We start from the raw sequence: 20,268 nt of genomic DNA, 5'->3' as shown, positions 1-20,268 counted from the left end.
GTCTCATCATCTCCTTTTTTAGAAGACCAACCTTCCTGTTGTAGGAAGGCTGATCCAGGTGAAACTTGACTTTATTTCAAATTCATCAGTGTCATTACATCCGTCTCACTGGCTTGGTTGTACCATTCGTTAACTTCTTCGATCACGGTGTCTCCGCCTTTTTCATGCCACTGTTTCACAAAGGTATCAAATGCTTCAAGCGGCTCATTGCCATATATGATTTTGGTGAACGTCTCCTGTTCCATAGTGGTCAACTGTTCCCACACATTTTGCATCGTTGGCGTTGGTGGACCGTTAAACTCATTTGGCAGTAAAACATCTCTGTTTTCATACGAAATCCGGTATCCGTCCTGCGTCGTTTGATCCTTCGAGGCGCTCTGAATGAGGACACCCGTGTCGGCTTTAACTCCATTCGCCAGATCGTAGTAGGATTGGCCGGGACCATCAACACTCGGTGTATTTTTGGTGAATGCCATTTTCCCAACGCCCTGCACAGCCTCTAATGGCGTATTAAATTTCGTTGGATCAAAAGTGACTTCATCGTTAACGATATCGTAATCGTATCCTTGAGCGTAGCCGTATTTGAACTCTCCCGTGCTGAACGCTGCGTCGTACATTTTATCATAGTACAGGAAGAAGGCTTCCATGTTCTGAAAATCCTTGTTAAACATGAACACACCATCGTTCAACTGGGCGGATTGGTAGGTCTTATCACCGTTCACACCTTGAATGGTCGGATAAGCACTAATTTTTGCACCATCCACATTTTTCTCTACGTCCTTCACACTGTCGTACAGCCAAGGACGACCAATGATGATACCAGCTTTCCCCTCCGTAAAATCAGACAGTGCATCCCAGGCCCCTTGGGTGGCCAGTTCTTTGTTCAAGTACCCTTTTGCATACCAATCACGTAACTTGGCCAGTGCCTCTTTGTTGCCAGGAGCCACAGATCCATAGGTGAGTTTGCCGTTGTCGTTATGCCATTGTCTTGGAAGATGTTTGCCCGTGTATGCGCTGAATATCATGACCGGATCGCTGACCCAGCCCGTATTGTAGGAATCTTTACCTGAAAAAGTAAAGCCGTATGTGTCTTTCTTCCCGTTCCCATCTGGGTCCTCATTAGTGAACGCCGCGATGACTTGTTCAAACTCATCAATCGTTGTTGGCGCTTCCAAATTTAATCTGTCCAACCAGTCCTGGCGGATCAACATAACTTCGCCTTCCGTCAGATTCGGCGCAATCGCCATCCCGTAGACCTTGCCCTCCCTAACCACTGGATTGAAAGTGGTCGGGTATTGTTTGTATATTTCTTTTATCCGGTCAGGCATGTAGGTTGAGATGTCTTCCGTAATCTCCTTGACCTGCCCCGACTCGATCAGATCATTGACCAGCATGGTGTCATAGACGGGCAGAACGTCGGGTAGTTTCTCGGAACCCGTTAACGCCAGCCGCAGCTTGGTATTATATTGTGAAGCATCACCTCCCAGCAAGGTGGTTTGGATTTTGATACCCAGGTTCTGTTCGCCCCAACGGGTCAACACATTGTCATTCAACGTTTCACCATTGATGTACTTTCCAGCATTCTCATCCTGTTGTTTGGCGATGGTGATTGTAAATGGCGGATCATATTTACCGTCCTTAAGCACCGATGCCGGTGCGGTCTCGGAAACACTCTCCCCTTTGCTACAGCCAGCCACAAGAATAGCCGACAGCATAACCATACTTACCATTTTCCATAAATCAGTTCTTTTCTTCATGGAAACATGCCCCCTTCACTCATACTTAATTTGTTTTCTATATAAGTTCAACTAATTGCATATTTACACTGGCACTCCGATGACAGAACAACCTTCCGATCGCTGTTATTCCCAGAATTTTTGATTCACTTTTACAAAGGTGAAATTCTGGTAATAAAGGCGAACGCTCCGCTTCTTCAGGCTTTTTCTGTCCTCTCCGTTATCGTGTAAATGTTTAGTTGAACATATAGTGATCCAATTTTTCGTCACATCAACTATTCTTTGACGGCTCCTAGTACAATCCCCTTCACGAAATATCGTTGTAAAAATGGATAGACCAAAATGATCGGGAGCGTGCTTACAAAAATTTGGGCTGCTTTGATGCTTTGCTCCGACATTGCGGCAACTTCGGACTGGCTCATCGCCATATTTTGCATATTGCTCTGCACGACAACGGTCTGTAAGAACGAAGCCAGCGGATACTTACTTGCATCCGACATGTACAATATCCCGTCAAACCAGGAGTTCCAGTGCCCCACCATAATGAACAAGGATACGGTCGCTATGCCAGGCAGAGATAATGGTAAATATATTTTGCTGAGAATTACGAAAAAGGACGCTCCGTCAATGAAAGCTGCTTCTTCCAAGGCTTTTGGAATCGTTTTGAAAAAATTGACGAGAAGAATCAAATTATAGGCACCAAAAGCGCCCGGTAACACAAGAGCCCAGATGGTATCCTTTAATCCAAGGGCTGTGATCAATATGTAAGAAGGTATCAATCCCCCCGAGAAGAGCATGGTAAAGATAAAAAACCACATGAGCACATTGCGTCCTCGGAATTCCTTGGACAAGGCATATCCTGCACAGGTAAGGATAAACATGCTGATGGTTGTACCCAATACGGTTCGAGTGATGGATGTCAGCATGGCACCGTTAAAATTAGAATTGTTGAACGTTTTTACATAGGCATCCACGTTGAACCCCACCGGCCAAAATGAAACCATATTACCGCTAATGGCCGCTTTGCTGCTGAGCGATTGCGCGAGCAGATGAAGCAGTGGAAGAAAACACGCCAGACCCGCCAGTATCATGAATGCGTAATTAAAATAGGAGAATACTCTATAGCCTGTCGTTTTATGGTACATGATCCCTCTCCCTCCTTGTTAGAATATTTTGTAATTGGCATACTTATAGGCCAGCCTGTAAGAGACAACGATCAAGATCAAGCTAATCCCCGATTTGAACAGTCCTACAGCGGTCCCGAAGCCGTATTGCCCGTTTAACAAGGATGAACGGTAGACATAGGTGTCAATGATATCTCCCGTACTGTAGACAAGCGGATTGTACAGATTGAAAACCTGATCAAAGCCCGCATCCAGAATATTGCCCAGACTCAGCGTAGAAATGACGATAATCATGGGCAACATGCTAGGCAAGGTAACGTATCGAATTTGCTGTCGGCGTGTGGCGCCATCGATCTCGGCCGCTTCGTAATAAGATGGATTAATTCCCGCAATGGTCGCCAGATAAACAATCATGCCAAAGCCAAAACTCTTCCACACATCGCTGATCACAACCGTGAATCGAAACAGATCAGGATCTCCCAAGAAGTAAATGGGATCGTTCCCGAAAATACGTGTCAAGATGTGATTGATTCCTCCGTCTAATCCGAGAATGTCGATCATCAACCCCGCGACCGTTACCCAGGACAAGAAATGTGGCAGATACACCAGTGTCTGAACACTTTTCTTAATGCCCATATTTCGGATCTCGCTCAGCAGAATAGCCATGACGATCGGAACGATAATACCGACAATAATTTTGGAAACGGCAATAATCAGCGTATTAATGATCGCTTGTGTGGCTTCTTTGTACTGGAAAATTCGTTCGAAATTATCTAACCCGATCCACCGTGAACCTGTGATACCCAGCCATGGTTTGTAGTCCTGAAATGCCATGAGCAAACCTACCATCGGGCCATAAGAAAAGATGCAGACAAACACAAATGCGGGAATACACAGTACGTACAAAGGCCAGCTTTTCTTGATTTCCTTTTTGAATGAAGTCCGCTGGGAAAGCTTTGTTTTTGTTTTTTTTGCGGATCTGGCGGGCACAATCTCGTTAATGTTGCATACCTCCTCTATGATGGTTCTTCGAAAGCGATCCTTGAAGATAAGCTTAACAAAAGCGCTTTCACTCCAAAATGCCAAAATTTCAAGATCATCACCCCGCCCTGAACCAATTTAAAACCGCTTTCATTTATCGCGGATGCTGCCCTTCCGCTTTTCGAAGGTTTGGCTTATATTAAAGTTAATCCGATCTGGATTTTAAACTTCTACGTTTGGCGATATGAAAGGAAACGCATATGATCAGAAAAATGTATATGAAGCGATTTATCTATTTCTTTGTTTTTTTTCTGCTGCTGACGTTGAGTTTGTTTTTCGTGATGAACCGATTGAGCTCCAAAACACTTGAAGAAAATCTGATCAGCGCTTCCAAAAACCAGCTTGATTATGTGAAAGGCATTCTGGACGGGATTATATACGAGGCTAATATGTACGGGGTTCAGTATGCAGCTGACAGTGATGTGCGGTTCTATCAGAGGCATGTTATCGAGCTGAGCAATTACGATTCCCAAATGAAAAAAAACGATATCGTTGATCGCTTGCGGCAAACGCTCCTATCCAGTCGATCGATTGAATCGATCGGCATTTACTGGAAGTCTGAAGAAACGTTTCTGTCCACCAACAGTACGCCGGAGGCGAGACTTCCGTTCAAGGATGTTCATCAACGGGGATGGCAAATCGTCGGCAATAGCTTATATTACTTTGCCCTCTACCCTTACATCCAAAAATCCGGACAAAATGAACCTACTCAGTACGTGGTTGGTGTAAAGCTGAATACCGATTATTTGAAAAATCTGCTGAAAAAGGCTGTGAACAACGACAGCTCAAACGCTTTTTTTCTCTTTAACCCCCAACAAATATGGAGTGAGAAAGAAGTCGATAATGATCTTTTGAAAGCGGTTACTGAAATGCTTACGCCCCAGCCAGAGATCACTTTGAAATATGATTATCACACCAATTCAGACGACTATTATGTTCTTTCCCGATATATTGAATCAATCGACGCCTACCTGATTACATATACACAGACGAATGATTTTCTGCAACCGATTGACCGAAACCGCAAAGTTTTTTTTGCCAGCATTTTAGCCGTTTTCACGCTTGGTCTGGTTGTGATCTTTACGTTTTACCGGAACTATTACCGTAATATTCGTTTGTTGGAGCGGAAGTTTTCACAGGTCGAACAAGGCAATCATAATACACGTATTACCGAAAATACGGATAGAGAGTTTTACAGCCTGTTCAGAAGTTTTAATCATATGGTTACCGAGATCCAGGATCTGTTTGTATCCTTGAAGACTGAAACGGAACTAAGACGAAGTGCGGAACTTCAACAACTCCAAGCTCAAATCAATCCTCATTTTTTGTACAACAGTTTGTTTTTCATCATGTCGGTGGCTCAGTTCTCACCTGATTCTGTCATGCGCATGAGCAAACATCTGGCTGAATATTATCGTTATTTAACCAAGTTGGACCGGCATGAAGTCACGCTGGAAAGTGAGCTTCAGTTTGCGGAACATTTCCTGATCATTATGGCTCTCAGCAAAAAGATGGAGTACAGCATTGATCTGCCGCCAGAACTGTCTTCCCTTCCCCTCATGCCGCTGATCATCCAGCCAGTGGTTGAAAATGCGATTCAACATGGCATTGAAGGACAACAAGGTGCCCATCGGGTGACGATCGATGTCAAAAAGACGGAATCTGCGATAACGATCAAGGTATCCGATGACGGAAAAGGTCTTTCGCTCGATGATATCCGCAGCCTGGAGGCTCGGCTTGAGAGTGATACCCCGCCTGAAGGAATTAAAGGCGTAGGGCTCTGGAATGTAAATCAACGTCTGAAAAATACGTACGGTGAACTTAGCGGGTTACATTTTACTACTAATGATTGGGGCGGCTTGTCCGTCCTGCTGCTCATCAGCATTCCCGAGGTGAAAGGAGATAACTAATGCGATTATTAATTGTGGATGACGGACATTATGTCGTTGAGTATATGAAGCACTTGCTCGATTGGAAAAACTTCGGCATTCATCAGATCGAGACGATGACCAATTCGATTGAAGCCCGTGACATGTTGACTCAAAACCATATCGATATTCTGATCACTGACATACGAATGCCCGAGGTTTCCGGTATTGATCTGCTTCAACATATCCACCAACATAACTTGCCAACCAAAGTGATTATCCTTTCGGGCTACTCCGAATTCGAATATGCGCAACAAGGAATCCGTTTAGGTGCGCTGGATTACTTGCTCAAACCTGTCGACAAAGATGATGTGGAGAAAGCCATGTCCAAAGCCATCAACAATATTACAAAGACACGGCCCGCTCAATCTGTTGCATGGGAGAACTTCGATGGATTGGGGTATCTGCTTTCGCTTCTTGGTCATAACGAGACATTAAAGAAGCAATATGATACTTATACTGAATTTTTAGGGAAACGCCGTTTTTGCTGCTTCAAGCTGGAGGTTTTCACACAGGAACATGAAGATGTTATAAAACATGCTGTCGGAGACAAATTGGATCGTCTCGTGTGGGCTTCCGGAACACGACTGTTTGGTCTTGTTCCGGAAGAAGTTGCTGCAGAACTGACCATCAAACTGGAGCAATCGGTCGCGTCTCCTCCATTTTTGTTGGCTGATCGAAACGTGACCCGACAGATGTTCTACAGGTTCTTTCTCAATGAGGACGTACACTCAGAAGACTTCAATGGCATATTCAACCATTCTCCGTCATGCAGTGATTGGGAGTCGGCGGGAAATATCATTAAAAAATATGATCAAATCCATCTCCAAAAGCAAAAAATAATCTTTCTCATGGAGACCATTCTATATGTATATCTGGCGGACAAGGATCAGGATGACTCTGAAACCGTGGATTGGATATTTCACCAGTTACGGCATCCTGATGAACTATCGTCAATTCTCATGGATCGGGTCAGTCGGATCAGAAACAACAAACAGATGTCGATTCAAACTATCGTTGACAAAGTACAAACGTATATCGAAGACCATCTGTCACATGGCCTTAGCCTGGATGAACTGGGGAAAGTTGCCCATCTTCATCCCGTCTACTTTTCCAAACTGTTTAAACAGGAGACGGGCGAAAATGTGTCAAACTACATTTCCAGGAAGAGGTTGGAGAAGGCCTCTCAATTGCTTCAAGATTCGGAACTCCGTGTAGCCGATATAGCGCAGATGGTTGGTTACCGAAAAAATCAATATTTTATCCAGTTGTTCAAAGTGGAATACGGAGTTACGCCCTACCAGTACCGCAGAAATATGATCCATCAATGAATTCGGTTGTATATGTTACATAAATGATATGTCCAATGCAGTACCGAAAAAGCCCAACTTCCTACTCTTGTGTTTACAGAGTGAGTTGGGTCTTTTTAGTACAATTAATGGGTTAGGTCGATCACCTTATCAAAGCAATATGAATCTTTGTCATAGCCGTTATGCTCATAAAAAGCATGGGCGTCGGTTCGCTTCATTCCGCTACATAAAATAATACTTGATATTCCCCGTTCTTTAGCATAATTTTCAGTCTGTCTTAGTAGTTTTGTGCCTATCCCTCTATTTTGCAGCTCTCTTTTAACAGCAAGAGCTTGAATATGTAGATAACCTATTGGAACTCCTACAGATAATGACTGTACAATAGTTACAAAACCGACGACATCATTATCTATTAGTGCAACAAATGTTTTGTAATTCCCGGCCTTATTCATCTCTTCCATAGTCACTCTGAAGTCTGCATCATTAACATTACGAATTTCAAGTACATCATTCCATAAAAAAACAACTTCAGCATAATCATCGGATATAATTTCTCGTATTTTAATATCCATACCTAACCCCCTCAAGATAAAATAATCGAACAATCATGCCCTATACGCTATTAGTGATAAGATTCTCCGCGCTGTCTGTAATGGCAAGTTATAGGGCCATCCTTTGTCGGGATGACCCTTTATTAATCTAAATTGGTTTGGTTGTCTTCTTCAAAAAACGCCTGCACTTCGCTCGTATAACAACGTTATTTTTTCTTCACCGGTATCCAGATTTCTCCTGAAACATTTCCATGCCGTGCCATTCCATAATACATTTCGAAAGTAGGGCCTTCAATCTGTTCGTATTCAGATGTCGGAAACCACTCAGAATAGATTCGTACCCATAGTTTTTGCATATCACTTTGCGGCTCCGGGAAAACCGCCCACGTTAATGCTGGGACAGCAAGTTTTGTGAATCTCTCTGGAATCTCAAGCCCTTTAGGTACATGATAACAGATCAAGTATTTGAAAGATTCTTTCGTGTGATCATAAAGGGCAGCATGTAACATGGTATCATCAAAACGTCCCAGTAAGTCATTCATATGATCAACGCTGCCATCATCATCACATTTTATACGGAATTGAGGAACTTCAGAGAAGGCTGTTTTCTGGTCTGCATTTATAATTCCATATACTCCAAACATCTCAAAAGAATCTCTTTGCTCAATACGGTAATTCATTTCGACATCCCCTTTTATTGAAATATGAAAGGACATTCGAGGATAGGCTTTTAGAGAAACGCCTGTATCACGCGCGGATATAGGCATAATACCATGAAGATTCTTAAAGGCGCGTGCAAACGCCTCTGGCGAATCATATCCATATTTCATAGCTACATCAATAACCTTTGAGCCTGTTGTCTGCAGTTCGAATGCAGCCAATGTCAACCGTCGACGTCGAATGTACTCCGATAACGTTACGCCAGTAATAAATGGAAACATTCTTTGAAAATGATAGGTAGAGCAACAGGCTCTCTGTGCTATTTCATCATATGAAATAGTGTCCGCTAGATTTGTTTCGATATATTCCATGGCACTATTCATCCTGACCAACCAATCCATCGTATTCCCTCCCTTCAAGGTAATTTTATGGGAAATAAATAATGAATACCTTGCAATTTCTGCACGAAAAAGTCAGTAAAAAACTTGCTCTTCTGGATGATACGGTTCACCGGGTCATCACTGGAGTAATCAAGAACAGAGTAGACATGAGCGAATCATCTGGAAGTACGACGATGGGACTTGTTTTCCCGGAGTATCTTAATCGGATGATCTCACAATCTATGTTGCGAAGTATATCGATAAAAAACTTTCCATTTAGTGATACCACAAATTCTTCCCCACACATCTCTAATAGTGGAATTTCATTCTGAATATCTCCAACATCGGCTGTTTTGGACAATAGTTTTAATGTGTCTGCATTAGCTACTAATCTGATCACTTGTTCACTGGCCATCACAGTTACACATTCAACTGCTTTCAACAAACATGCTGTATCAACTGCGATTTCACACAAATAAGATTGAGGGATTACATTCTTTATGGATGGAAACGTTCCTTCAATAAGAGCAGACTCCACTTTCAGTCCAGTTGTGTCATCTGTTTTGTTTAATATTTTCGATAATTCATAGAGATTTTTTGCTGGAATAACAGCGTTCAAACTGTTGTGGGTAGCATCTTCTAAATGCAAAGCGCGGTATGCAAGCCGCACTCCATCTGTAGCAATTAAGTTAAGACAATCATTACTGCATTCCAAAGAAACTCCTGTTAATATGGGGCTGGTCTCGGACGTTGATGCTACGATTGCTAGCTGTTTAATAGTCGAACGAAGTAAGGAAGTACTAATGCGTAGTTTAGTAGAAGGGAACGCCTCTCCATCATCAATGGAAGGGAATTCTGTAGGGTCCATGCCGCATAAACGTAATTGAGAATGACCGGATACAATCGAAAGAATCATTGGCACTTTAATTTCAAGTATAACTTTGTCACCATTAAATTTACGAATAATATCGTGAAAATAACGCGATGGTATAACGATAGCCCCTGTTCTTTTTACAGTCAGAGAAACACCATCTTGAGCAATCATAGACTGTATCGTCATACTTGTATTACTTGCCGTAAAAGTAACGCCATCTGCACCTGCTTGAATATGTATTCCTTGAAGAATAGGTATTGAACTATTTGCTGCTACTGCCTTTATCACATATTGTATGGCATTCATAAGAGAATTTTTTGTTATCTCTACCAGCAAAGACCTCAACTACCTCGAATAAAAAAATTATTTTGTATAGAAGGACTCAATGATGTTACGTATAGCCTCCGAACGAGAAAGTTTATGCTCTGTGCAATGGTTTTCGATTTCCCCCCACATGTCCTCTGTTAGAGTTAAAGATATTTTTTTGGTCACACCTAAACTCTTTCTCCCGGAACCTTCTCGCAGACCACCTCTCGAAAAGACAAAACCTAACTGCCCTTCTTTATTAGCGACACCAACTTTAACCTTATTATTGTTCAATATAATGACGCTCCTTCATTTTGATTTAGGTAACCTTATTCAAAATAACCTCTTCTCATCATATCATAGCTGAATATAGATTTACAATATTTTCAAACCGATCACTGACGTGGATCTCATCTAAAAAGATATCCGTTCTAACTTTGTACTGATTCCCTTATTCCCTATGATAAAAAAGAATCCACTCTGACAGTCAAAGGAGTGGTTCTTTTTAGGGATAGAACTTTCAATTTATTTATTAGCGACAATTGTAAATTCCCATGGAATGTTCTCATTTTCCCAACCACGATGCTCATCAAATTTCTTTATATTAAAGCCAGATGTAATAACGGAATTTATTATTTCGCTAAGGGTATACAGCCTAATCGAAACATCTGGAAAGTCTTGTTGTTCATCCTCATCGAAATAATGTTTATATGCTACATCCCCACTATGTAATTCTTCGTCAAAGTAGTTTTGTTGGATTGGGTATTCGATTTGAGAATTAGAGGAAACGAAACATCTTCTTAAAGGATGAAAGTCACTCAAAATCATTACACCATCATCTTTAAGTAATGAGAACAGTAGAGACATGAATTTTTCAATGTCATTGAAATAGTGTAAAATTCCGCCTTCCAAATATAACATGTCAAAATGACCACTATACTTTTCTAAATCTATATCATAAATATCAGTAACAACATATTGTATAGAGACATTAGCGGAATCTGCCAGTTCTAGAGCATATTTTTTGTTTTCTTCAGATATATCAAATACGGTTACATCTGCGTCTAACAGAGCTATTGGGACTGCTTTTCTTCCGTTTGAACCACATAGGTTAGCAATCCTTTTTCCTGCAATCTGTTCAAAATACTGCTTATGTTTTTTAAGCTGTGCTAGGGGATTAGCTAATATTTGTTGTGCTTTTTCCTTAGGTGAACCATCTCGTTTGTTCCAAAACTCATATGCCCGATGTTCCCAAGCTACCTTATTTTTAGCACTTTGTTCATTCATACTAAGTCAAATCTCCCTTCTATCACCCTGTTATGAGAGCGCATACAATTCTATAGTAGAATACGGGCTGACGCCCTATCCTATATAAACAACAATACTCAACACTCCACCGAATTCCTTAAAATAAGAATATTCTCTTGAAGGAACATATGATTTTTTTCAATTCCTCTTTTTTTACACCAAACAACTGCGCTGAAAGCATCGTAAAAATCGTAAAATGGCAGCACTCTTTCCAAAGCCAACATAGGTCGAATCGATTGATAACCTTTAATGAACGGTATCTTTGTTCTCGGATTGGCTTTCCAAATATATCGATTAACTTTTGTGAAATCTATTTCCGAGGAACCACTACGAGCACTCTCGAAATCAATAATGCCAGCAACCTCGTTACCATTCACCAATATATTACCTGGTCTAAAATCCATGTGAACAATGCATGGTCCGTCAGGATGCGGTAAAGCAGAGAAAACTCCATCAAAGTGATGAATACATCTCTCATACAATTCAGAGTCGAGAATTTCTTTACATGGCTCTTTCCACTTTTCAAAATTACTTTTGATATGTAATCTCCAATTATTTTGGTCAAGTAACTTAAAACCATCTGTTACATGGTAACCATACCCAGGAGTATTAACCTCATGGAGCATAGCATGATATACGCCAATCTGAAAAGAAAGTTTCTCATCAATCTCTCCTGTACAAGGCATACCTTGAATTGCTGAAAGGAGCAAAGCTCCAGCAGCACTTTCATCCCCGTACCATATGTCCAATACCTTAGGAACCGGTATTACACCCTTTAATTGTTCAAGCATCTGAAATTCACGGAATAGTTTATCCTTATTAAAAGGGATTTTCACAAACACGTTTTCTCCACTGACGAGAGTAAGTTTGTATACATCAGAACTAAATGACTCTGGAACATCTTCGATATTTAAGACATTCAACTTTAGCTTTTCTATAACTTTTAAAATGGTATTCATATGTCGCCTCCTGTTTTGGAAGATTTCTTCCGATTTTATTACGAGGTCGCGAAAAGAATACATGGATCAAGGCAGATTATTCTATGAAAAATATTTTCCTGAGTGTAAATCTTCTATTTCTTGAGAAAGTCTTTTAGTATGTAACTTCATATAAGATTGAGCTTTTTGCAAAATATCTGTATGCCCACCTAAATCATACAAGATTGTAGTAGATAACACTTGTACAATATAAAGGCTCGTTTGAGTTGCCATCCATTCAAAAAAATTGAAAAACTTCTCAATTTGTTCTGTATAATCATTTTCACGAAGCAATCCTTCAACATAAGTAGCCACTTCATCACCAAAAAACACATGTCCTAGAAACTCTTGATATAAATCCAAATGTTCTATATAACAATCGTGGAATTCAGGAAAAAGTTCTAAGAATTGATTGATTAAAATACCTTTGTCCATTCTCCAAGCTCCCTACCTTCCTACCTACACATAATCACTGTTCTTTTCGTTTAAAAAACATCTTGCCAACCATAAGTCCCATAGCAGATGAACAGATCAGATATCCAAAGAACAAGAAAAGTAAATAAACACCATGAAGATCTGCAGGAATCTGTTTCAAACCTTCAAACCAAGCTAAACGAAAAGGATAAAAGATGACTACCCAAATGATCAGCAAGAAAAGAAGAAAATTAATTATTTTTAGCACAATAATGATCCTTTCAAGCTTGAGTGGAAACAGTTGAATGTATATGCTTCATCTTTCATTTCGCATTACCTTTCCACTGCCCGCACTATATTAGTTAGCTTATGTATTAGAGTTGATATGTTGAATCTATAAATAATTACTAATTATAACAGGAAACACTAGGGAGATATCTTATTCTTCAGTCCAAAGTTAACGTTAAGAGTATAATTCGTGTCTTGCTTTAAGTTTAGGAAGATGATCGTTACGGCATAAAGAAGCCCTTTCTTTTGGTGGAACGAGCTTCTTTTTGCGTTTCACGATAACACTTTATGCTTACTGGACACCAGGTGCGTTTTCATTCGTAGTTAAGTTCGATCTTTTCTTCTTTCTTGGCTGCCCTTTCCAGGACAGATATGTCCAAATCCGTAGCAGGTACTCGACAGGCCCATTGCTAAATTTCTTAAGATATAGCGGACTGAGCCACAATTGAGTGCCGTAGACAGCAAGCGCAATAATTGCTCCTATGAACACGCCGGCACTTCCAAACAGCCCCAGGCCATATCCATAGAAAATTGTCGTACAAATTACGCTCTGCATCAGGTAATTCGTCAACGAGAGACGGCCAACCGCCTCGAACCTGCTCATCAGACTGGAACGGCGGTTTCCAGCATACAATAGCGCAAATGCGTATATGTATCCCAGTGCAAGCAACGATCCTCCAAGCGTCCCCCCGATTCCGATACCGAGCCAACCTTCCGCACCCAATTGTGGCGCCAATACACCGTATGCTTTGAGTATCAAACCAACTGGAATCAAAAACGAGGCACGGCGAAGAAAAATACGCCTCATCGCTTGCGGATCGCTAAACGTGCCGATTCTGGCAGCGCGCATGCCGAGCAGGAACATCGGCACCGTCATGAGTGGTGCTAACATCAGGGCTATCAGGGCAAATGACAGCTCCAAATCCCCGCCGAATGGATCGCCATTATTACTGAAATTCCTGATTTCCGCGTATGTGCCGTTGCCGTATACATCCTGACTTTGAATGATGTAGTTCTCCATATGAATGGACTCAATCGCCAGCGGGTTCATCGGATTAGATGCCGGGAGACCAAGTATGCCCGCTCCCATGAGTAGCAGTACCGCCCATATGAGCAGCGTTTTGGGCTTCCGATTAAGAAACATGAGCAAGAAGAAACCGAGTACACCATAAAATGTCAGGATGTCCCCTTCCCACAGATAGATGATGTGCAGTAATCCGATTCCAAATAGTAGTAGAAAACGGCGTGCCAGATGACACTTTGGTCGTAAATCTCGTGATTTTAGGCTTTCCGAGAGCTTAACCATTCCAAAGCCAAACATAAATGCAAAAATCGGCATAAAACTGCCCACCACAGTGATCAGCAGGAACGAGAGGAAAGCCTGATCTGCTCCGCCGATCCCGAACAGTTGGGGTTTGCTCTGGCCATAGATTCCATATTGAAAAGCCAGCATATTCGCCAGCACAATGCCGGCCAGACTGAATCCGCGCAGTCCATCAATGACTTGAACGCGCTTTTTTGATGTGCTCAATCAATCACCTCTGTCTATAACATAAAGATCAGATCTAAATATACGTTAAATCCTTCCATAATTTCAACATAAATTAATAAGCGAACGTTTATATTTTGATTTATTTTAACGTACCAACAAAACAAAAAAAGTCGCTAAATTTAGCGACTTTCAGTTTGAACACCTTAAAGAGTGACAATAATCGGACCATTTTTAGTAAGAATAATGGTATGTTCTATTTGAGCTACATAGCTGTTTTTAGTAACAAAGGTCCAGCCGTCTCCTGTTTGGTCTACTTCTTCTTCTGAAGTTGAGATAAATGGCTCGAATGCGATAACCATTCCTTCTTTTAACAATTCATCATCTGATGGATCATTATAATTATAGATGTGGTCAGGTGCTTCGTGTATTCCACGTCCAACACCATGTCCTGTAAGGTTTTTGATAACCGTTAATTCATGTTGTCTGGCAGTTTGGAATACGGCTTTTCCGATTCCGCTTTTTTTGGAGCCCGGTTTTGCTTTTTTAAGACCTGCTTCAAATGCCAGTTTAACAACGTCGCATATTTTCGTTAACACTTCTGCACCTTCGCCTACGACAAATGAGAGTCCCGTATCTGCAAAATAACTGTTCTTGGAGCCAGACACATCAATATTGACGATGTCCCCTTCTTGAATAACCCGATCTCCCGGAATACCATGTGCCACTTCTTCATTAACACTAATACAAGTAAATCCTGGGAAATTATATTCACTTTTTGGAGCAGAAACTGCGCCAGCTTTCTCAAAAAGCTCTCCTGCCAAATCATCAAGTTCTTTAGTGGTTATGCCTGGGATAGTTCTTTTAACCAATTCATCTCTAATAGAAGCAACAATTTTGCCAATTTCCTTCAAGCCATTAAAGTCTTCTTCTGTTCTTGCGATCATTTTTTCTACCTCACTATCTTTTATCATTAATTGATTACATAAGTATTTTTTTGATTGAACATTAGATAATCATATCCAAAGCAGCAAAGCTTCGCAACTTTTTTTATCAAGCTCACAGATCAAAATCCGATGGGTTCAAAATAGGCAATGTCAATTGAAACAGAAAAAACGAAGGCAATCGCCTTCGTTTTTTTCTTTTATACTTATTCGCGAAGAGAACATGACGTTGATCAATTGGAGATCGTAATCTTAAGGTCAGAAAAGAAAGCCTCTGTGCCGATGTCTACGAATAGTCCGATATCTCCTGTAATTACAGTTCCTTTAGTCTTATCTAAAGAAATACATTCGGTCCCATCGACATATGCTTTCAGTTTAGTATCGTCAATGTCTAGCGTAAGATTAACCCACTCCCCAGGACCAATGTCTGCTCCCGCTTCGAAACGACCATCCGGGTATTCCTGTCTCAGTCGGTCGAACTTCCAATCCGGATATGCGAAATATTGGAGGGCACGTTTGTCACGAGGCGCCTCCGGTTGTGTCTTTAAGCCATTAAGCGGACGAATATAAACGGCTTCAAAGGCATCCTCATGGTCACATATGCGATATGCCAGTCCTGCAAATCCGCGTGCATATGCCGGAGCATCATCTCGTAACCTGCTTAATATGTCCACTGATAAAGTTCCATTCTTGAATTCGACAGGAATTTTCAAGAATGTCGGCATGTCGATGAAATCAACGTTTGGTTCACCATGGGATACCTCATCCGTTAACGTAACTCGTAATGTCTGACGACCGCCCATTTGAACTGGGGTGGCAGTTACCGAGTGAGGTCGTGCTCCTTCTGGAATCGTCTCCAGATTGTAATGCATGATCCGATTGCTCATAGCTTGATCCTCCTCATTCATTCGTGATTACGATTTTACCATTTGCGGTATTACTCTCCATGAACAGATGAGCCGCTGCTATTTCTTCAAGCTTGAACACTTTCGCAATGGGCGGGATAAGCGCATGGTCCTTGATATGATTAAACAGATTGACCAACACCGTTTCTTTAATAACTTCACTGGTAAAAGCCGTAAAGAAAACCCCCGTCGGAATATCAATTAATGGTTCAAACGAATTAAAGGCCCATTCATTGCCCAAGATGCCTGACATGCATAAGACTCCTCGCTCCGAAACTAATTGTAAAGACTCCTTCAAGGTAAGCGTTCCGATCAATTCCAGCACCTTGTCTACGCCATTTGGAGCAATTTCAACTACTTTATTCGTAAAATGTTCATCATCCAGTATTGCGAAGTCCGCACCCGCCTGTTGAAGATACGCTAGCTTTCCGCTGTCACGAGTGGTCGATATGACCGTGGCTCCTACGCTTTTGGCAAGCTGGAGGGCAGCCAGGCCGACAGAACTGGTCCCTCCTCGAATGAGAAGTACTTCTCCCATAGTTAATTGAAGACTTTCAAACAAAGATGCATATGCCGTGTAATACATTTCCGGAATGGCAGCGAGCGTAGTCCACTGCATCCTACCAGGAATGAGATACACTTGCTCTGAAGGAATCAAAGCATACTCCGCATAGCTTCCATCAAATTCTCGCCCTAATCCTCCCATCAGAGAAGCAACATGCTGTCCTTTTTGGAATGTGCTGTCCGATGCGTCCTCGATCTCCCCCACACACTCAATACCTATGATCCGCGGAAATTGAACGGATGGTGAGTGCCCCTGCCTTGTATACATTTCCGAACGGTTAATACCAAATGCTCTGATCTTGATTAACACCCAGCCTGGTTTAACTTCGGGAATGGGAACCTCCTGTACGTTCAGTTCTTCGGGTGCGCAGGCACCTTCCAGTACAACTGCCTTCATCACAATTTATCTCCCCGCTCCGATATAGATTCGTTTTTCCAACTGAATGAATAATGCATTTGTCGCTAGGGCAAGTCCTGCCGACAGGATGCTTCCCCATAGAATTTTATCGATATTCATGGTGCGTAAACCATCATATAAGATTGTTCCTAACCCGCCTGCGTTGATAAATGCAGCAATGGTCGCCATGCCAATCGTAGATACAGATGCAAGTCGTACTCCTGTAAAAAGGGTTTGAATTGCCAAGGGTGCCCGAATCTGAGTCAATATTTGCAAACGACTCATGCCCAACCCGGTAGCTGCCTCAATAATAGGTTGGTCCACATGATTCAAACCGGCGATAAAGTGGCGCAGAAGAATGTATTGATTATATAGAATCAGCACGATGATTGCCGTCGTTGTACCCAACCCCGTCACAGGAATCATGATGGTGAACAAAGCCAAGCTGGGGATGGAATACAGAATGGAAAAAACATAAATGAAAACGCGTGACACCCAGTCCGAAGTCAGCACTACGATGGTAAGAAACACGGCAACAACAATGGAGATCAACATGGTAATGCCCAGGATTTCCACATGCTCTAACAGGGCATTTCCCCACTTATCTGGATGTTTGATGGCATAGTCGATCATTCTAAGTCCTCCCAGAAACGTTCTTGCTCCCTTGAAGATTGAATAAGTGACGCTACGAATTCATCTGCAGGATGATTAACGATTTCTTTTGGCGTATCAAACTGGCACACTTTCCCTTGATTCATAATAATGACCCGGGTCCCCAACTTGAACGCTTCATTAATGTCATGTGTGACGAACAGGAATGTTTTATTCGACCCTCCATGAATTTTCAATAATTCATCCTGTAAATGGAGACGGGTAATCGCGTCCAAAGCTCCAAAAGGCTCGTCCAGAAGCATGATCGCAGGATTGGTTGCTAAAGCTCGAGCGAGTCCAATTCGCTGTTGTTGTCCTCCCGATAATTGGGAAGGATAACGATGTTCATACGTCCGAGGGTCCAGTCCCACCAGATGCAGTAGTTCGGAGACCCTCTGCTCCGTTTTCTCTTTATTCCATTTCAATAGACGAGGTACGGTAGCAATATTTTTCGCGATGGTCATATGCGGGAACAATCCAACCTGCTGGATGACGTAACCAATCTTCCTTCTCAGCATCACGGGATCTATATCCGCAATGTCTTCTCCAAACAGCTGAATGTTTCCCTGAGAAGGTTCATACAATCTGTTTACCATTTTCAAAAGTGTTGTTTTTCCAGATCCAGAGGAGCCTAGTATCGTAATAAACTCCCCTTCTTCAATAGACAAATTCACATGATTCACTGCGTATTCATTGGAGTTTGAATAAGTTTTACACACATGATGAAATTCGATGGCTGGTGGCCCCATATTACCATTACGTTTATTGGATGGATTCATAAAAGGCTTTTGCCACGTCTTCATATTCTTCTTGTTCGACGTCCACTTTGGCGTTAAGTGCTGTGATCGTGTCTGTGTCCAGTGCCGAACTGATTTTGTTGATGACTTCAGCAATATCTGGATGCGCAGACAATACTTCATCACGGATGACAGGAGCCAAGTTGTAAGGGGGCCATACTTGTTTGTCATCTTCCAATAGAATGTACTGATCTTTATTTACGAGTTGTCCTTCTGTCGTATATGCAGGTGCAACATCTGCCTCATTATTTTTAAGTATTTCATATTTCAGACTATTGTCGTAGACTTTGGAGGACTTCCAGTTTAGCTTGCCATATATTTTTTCCAATGCCGGAATACCGTCTGCACGCTGATCCACTTCTCCTTGGGAGGCAAATCGAAGCTCGGTTGCATGCTTTTGCAAATCAGTAATCGTCTTGATCCCCAATTTTTCCGAGGCTTCTGCACGAATGACGAGCCCTGCTCCATCATTGGCTTTGGAATATTCCAGCCAGGTTAAGTTGAATTGTTTTTTATATTCTTCCTTCACTGTGGCATATACTTCATTCGGATCAGTCAACAAGTCCAGCTTCAGGATGGCTAACAACCCGGTGCCTGTATACTCTGGGTACATATCGATATCTTGATTTACAATGGAAGAATGGATTACAGAACCCGCAATGTTAGGTACACGCTCTACTTGGTAACCGGCATCCTCCAAGGCCAAAGCGTAAAGTTCTCCCACAATCAGATTTTCGGTGAAATCTTTGGTGCCGATTCGAATTGATGTTGCTTTATTTTCCGAAGACTGATTTTTTTGCTCACTACAGGCACTCAAAAGAAGCGATAATACGATGATAAGTGAAGTTGTGATATAGATTTTTTTCTTTTTATTTTTCATGTCTTTTTCCTACCTTTGCAAAAATTGATATCGAAATAAAATTCGTTCGGATATATCAAGCAAAACTCCGATGAAGATGGCTAAGATTGCCACAGCTCCCCCGCCGATTAGAAGTAAATCCATTCGATTGAGTCCCAGACCGGTAAAAATGATTTCACCGAATCCCCCAGCTCCGATCTTGGCCGCCAAGGTGGCACTGGCGATAATTTCAATGGCAGCTGTTTTGATGCCTGTCAGAATGAGTGGTGCAGCAAGAGGGAACTTGATCTTCCACATCATTTGACGATCTGACATGCCCGCCCCATGAGCAGATTCAAGAATGGATAGAGGAATATGGTTCAAACCGGAAATGGTATTCATCAGTATGGGAGGTACCCCCAATAAGATTAAAGCAATCAACGCTGGCTTCGTGCCAGTGCCCATTAACGGTAATAATAGAAGTAACACAGCCAGGCTAGGTACAATCCGCAAAATCTGAATGAGCGATACAATCCACTTTTCCGAGCGTTTGTATGTGATGGTTAGATATCCCAGTGTTATTCCGATCCATGCAGAACAAAGCAATGCCAGTAAACTGACCTGTATATGCTCTCGTCCCAGAGCGAAGAAAGCACGCCCATGATCTGAGAAATAGTTTACCAATTGCATCCACAAGCTTTCTTGCAATATGTTCCCTCCCTTCATTCAATTTGCTTTTCCCTCGACAGCTTTATAATATAAGCATTATAATCGTTTTGAAAGTAG

At 41.8% G+C, this 20,268-nt stretch carries 20 protein-coding genes; 2 read left to right on the top strand and 18 right to left on the bottom strand.

Going from position 1 to position 20,268, the window contains the following annotated elements:
- Window positions 1-71: 71 nt before the first annotated feature.
- The 3 genes from MHI12_RS15405 to MHI12_RS15395 form a co-directional block, all read right to left on the bottom strand.
- Window positions 72-1,757, bottom strand: a complete 1,686-nt coding sequence (locus MHI12_RS15405; protein WP_405172889.1) for a hypothetical protein — start codon at window positions 1,755-1,757, stop codon at window positions 72-74.
- Window positions 1,758-2,011: 254 nt separating this feature from the next.
- Window positions 2,012-2,881, bottom strand: a complete 870-nt coding sequence (locus MHI12_RS15400) for a carbohydrate ABC transporter permease (protein WP_017688372.1) — start codon at window positions 2,879-2,881, stop codon at window positions 2,012-2,014.
- A gap of 18 nt (window positions 2,882-2,899) precedes the next feature.
- The gene (locus tag MHI12_RS15395) at window positions 2,900-3,784 is read right to left on the bottom strand and encodes an ABC transporter permease subunit (RefSeq protein WP_341009851.1); all 885 of its coding nucleotides are present in this window, start codon (window positions 3,782-3,784) and stop codon (window positions 2,900-2,902) included.
- A 317-nt stretch (window positions 3,785-4,101) separates the two neighbouring features.
- Here MHI12_RS15395 and MHI12_RS15390 point away from each other — a divergent pair, with 317 nt between their 5' ends.
- Both MHI12_RS15390 and MHI12_RS15385 read left to right on the top strand, forming a co-directional pair.
- A complete protein-coding gene (locus MHI12_RS15390; protein WP_341007530.1) occupies window positions 4,102-5,811 on the top strand; it encodes a histidine kinase in 1,710 nt (569 codons plus the stop codon).
- Window positions 5,811-7,160 (top strand): response regulator, encoded by a 1,350-nt coding sequence (locus tag MHI12_RS15385; protein ID WP_405172888.1) that lies wholly within the window; start codon window positions 5,811-5,813, stop codon window positions 7,158-7,160. The genes MHI12_RS15390 and MHI12_RS15385 overlap by 1 nt, the downstream gene beginning before the upstream one ends.
- 104 nt (window positions 7,161-7,264) lie before the next feature.
- On the opposite strand, the gene MHI12_RS15380 is transcribed toward MHI12_RS15385, so the two are convergent.
- The 15 genes from MHI12_RS15380 to MHI12_RS15310 form a co-directional block, all read right to left on the bottom strand.
- Complete coding sequence (locus MHI12_RS15380; protein ID WP_405172887.1) at window positions 7,265-7,711, bottom strand: GNAT family N-acetyltransferase; 447 nt, start codon at window positions 7,709-7,711, stop codon at window positions 7,265-7,267.
- A gap of 185 nt (window positions 7,712-7,896) precedes the next feature.
- Window positions 7,897-8,751: an effector binding domain-containing protein gene (locus MHI12_RS15375; RefSeq protein WP_405172886.1), complete on the bottom strand. Its 855-nt coding sequence runs from the start codon at window positions 8,749-8,751 to the stop codon at window positions 7,897-7,899.
- A gap of 106 nt (window positions 8,752-8,857) precedes the next feature.
- Window positions 8,858-9,940 carry a DNA polymerase III subunit beta gene (gene dnaN / locus MHI12_RS15370; RefSeq protein ID WP_405172885.1) on the bottom strand — a complete coding sequence of 361 codons (1,083 nt, stop codon included), beginning with the start codon at window positions 9,938-9,940 and terminating at the stop codon, window positions 8,858-8,860.
- A gap of 27 nt (window positions 9,941-9,967) precedes the next feature.
- On the bottom strand, window positions 9,968-10,204 hold the full coding sequence (locus MHI12_RS15365; protein WP_405172884.1) for a ribbon-helix-helix protein, CopG family: 237 nt from the start codon (window positions 10,202-10,204) through the stop codon (window positions 9,968-9,970).
- 231 nt (window positions 10,205-10,435) lie between these two features.
- A complete protein-coding gene (locus tag MHI12_RS15360) occupies window positions 10,436-11,197 on the bottom strand; it encodes a class I SAM-dependent methyltransferase (RefSeq protein ID WP_405172883.1) in 762 nt (253 codons plus the stop codon).
- 98 nt (window positions 11,198-11,295) lie between these two features.
- Window positions 11,296-12,177 carry a phosphotransferase family protein gene (locus MHI12_RS15355; protein ID WP_405172882.1) on the bottom strand — a complete coding sequence of 294 codons (882 nt, stop codon included), beginning with the start codon at window positions 12,175-12,177 and terminating at the stop codon, window positions 11,296-11,298.
- An 81-nt stretch (window positions 12,178-12,258) separates the two neighbouring features.
- On the bottom strand, window positions 12,259-12,630 hold the full coding sequence (locus MHI12_RS15350) for a hypothetical protein (protein ID WP_405172881.1): 372 nt from the start codon (window positions 12,628-12,630) through the stop codon (window positions 12,259-12,261).
- A gap of 559 nt (window positions 12,631-13,189) precedes the next feature.
- Complete coding sequence (locus tag MHI12_RS15345) at window positions 13,190-14,428, bottom strand: DUF418 domain-containing protein (RefSeq protein ID WP_405172880.1); 1,239 nt, start codon at window positions 14,426-14,428, stop codon at window positions 13,190-13,192.
- Between the two features lie 164 nt (window positions 14,429-14,592).
- Window positions 14,593-15,333, bottom strand: coding sequence for a type I methionyl aminopeptidase (gene map, locus MHI12_RS15340; RefSeq protein WP_341007524.1), 741 nt, complete (start codon window positions 15,331-15,333; stop codon window positions 14,593-14,595).
- A gap of 230 nt (window positions 15,334-15,563) precedes the next feature.
- On the bottom strand, window positions 15,564-16,217 hold the full coding sequence (locus MHI12_RS15335; protein WP_405172879.1) for a hypothetical protein: 654 nt from the start codon (window positions 16,215-16,217) through the stop codon (window positions 15,564-15,566).
- Window positions 16,218-16,230: 13 nt separating this feature from the next.
- A complete protein-coding gene (locus MHI12_RS15330; protein ID WP_405172878.1) occupies window positions 16,231-17,196 on the bottom strand; it encodes a zinc-binding alcohol dehydrogenase family protein in 966 nt (321 codons plus the stop codon).
- Between the two features lie 6 nt (window positions 17,197-17,202).
- Window positions 17,203-17,829, bottom strand: coding sequence for an ABC transporter permease (locus MHI12_RS15325; protein ID WP_405172877.1), 627 nt, complete (start codon window positions 17,827-17,829; stop codon window positions 17,203-17,205).
- A complete protein-coding gene (locus tag MHI12_RS15320) occupies window positions 17,826-18,596 on the bottom strand; it encodes an ABC transporter ATP-binding protein (protein WP_405173003.1) in 771 nt (256 codons plus the stop codon). Before MHI12_RS15320 ends, MHI12_RS15325 begins: the two co-directional genes overlap by 4 nt.
- A 13-nt stretch (window positions 18,597-18,609) precedes the next feature.
- Window positions 18,610-19,524 (bottom strand): glycine betaine ABC transporter substrate-binding protein, encoded by a 915-nt coding sequence (locus tag MHI12_RS15315; protein WP_405172876.1) that lies wholly within the window; start codon window positions 19,522-19,524, stop codon window positions 18,610-18,612.
- A gap of 9 nt (window positions 19,525-19,533) precedes the next feature.
- Window positions 19,534-20,190 carry an ABC transporter permease gene (locus MHI12_RS15310; protein WP_405172875.1) on the bottom strand — a complete coding sequence of 219 codons (657 nt, stop codon included), beginning with the start codon at window positions 20,188-20,190 and terminating at the stop codon, window positions 19,534-19,536.
- Between the last annotated feature and the right edge of the window lie 78 nt (window positions 20,191-20,268).

The organism is Paenibacillus sp. FSL H8-0280, assembly GCF_045040665.1.
GTDB lineage: Bacteria > Bacillota > Bacilli > Paenibacillales > Paenibacillaceae > Paenibacillus > Paenibacillus xylanexedens_A.
Note: the sequence above shows the minus strand (reverse complement) of the source record. Positions and strands in the feature narration are given on the sequence as shown.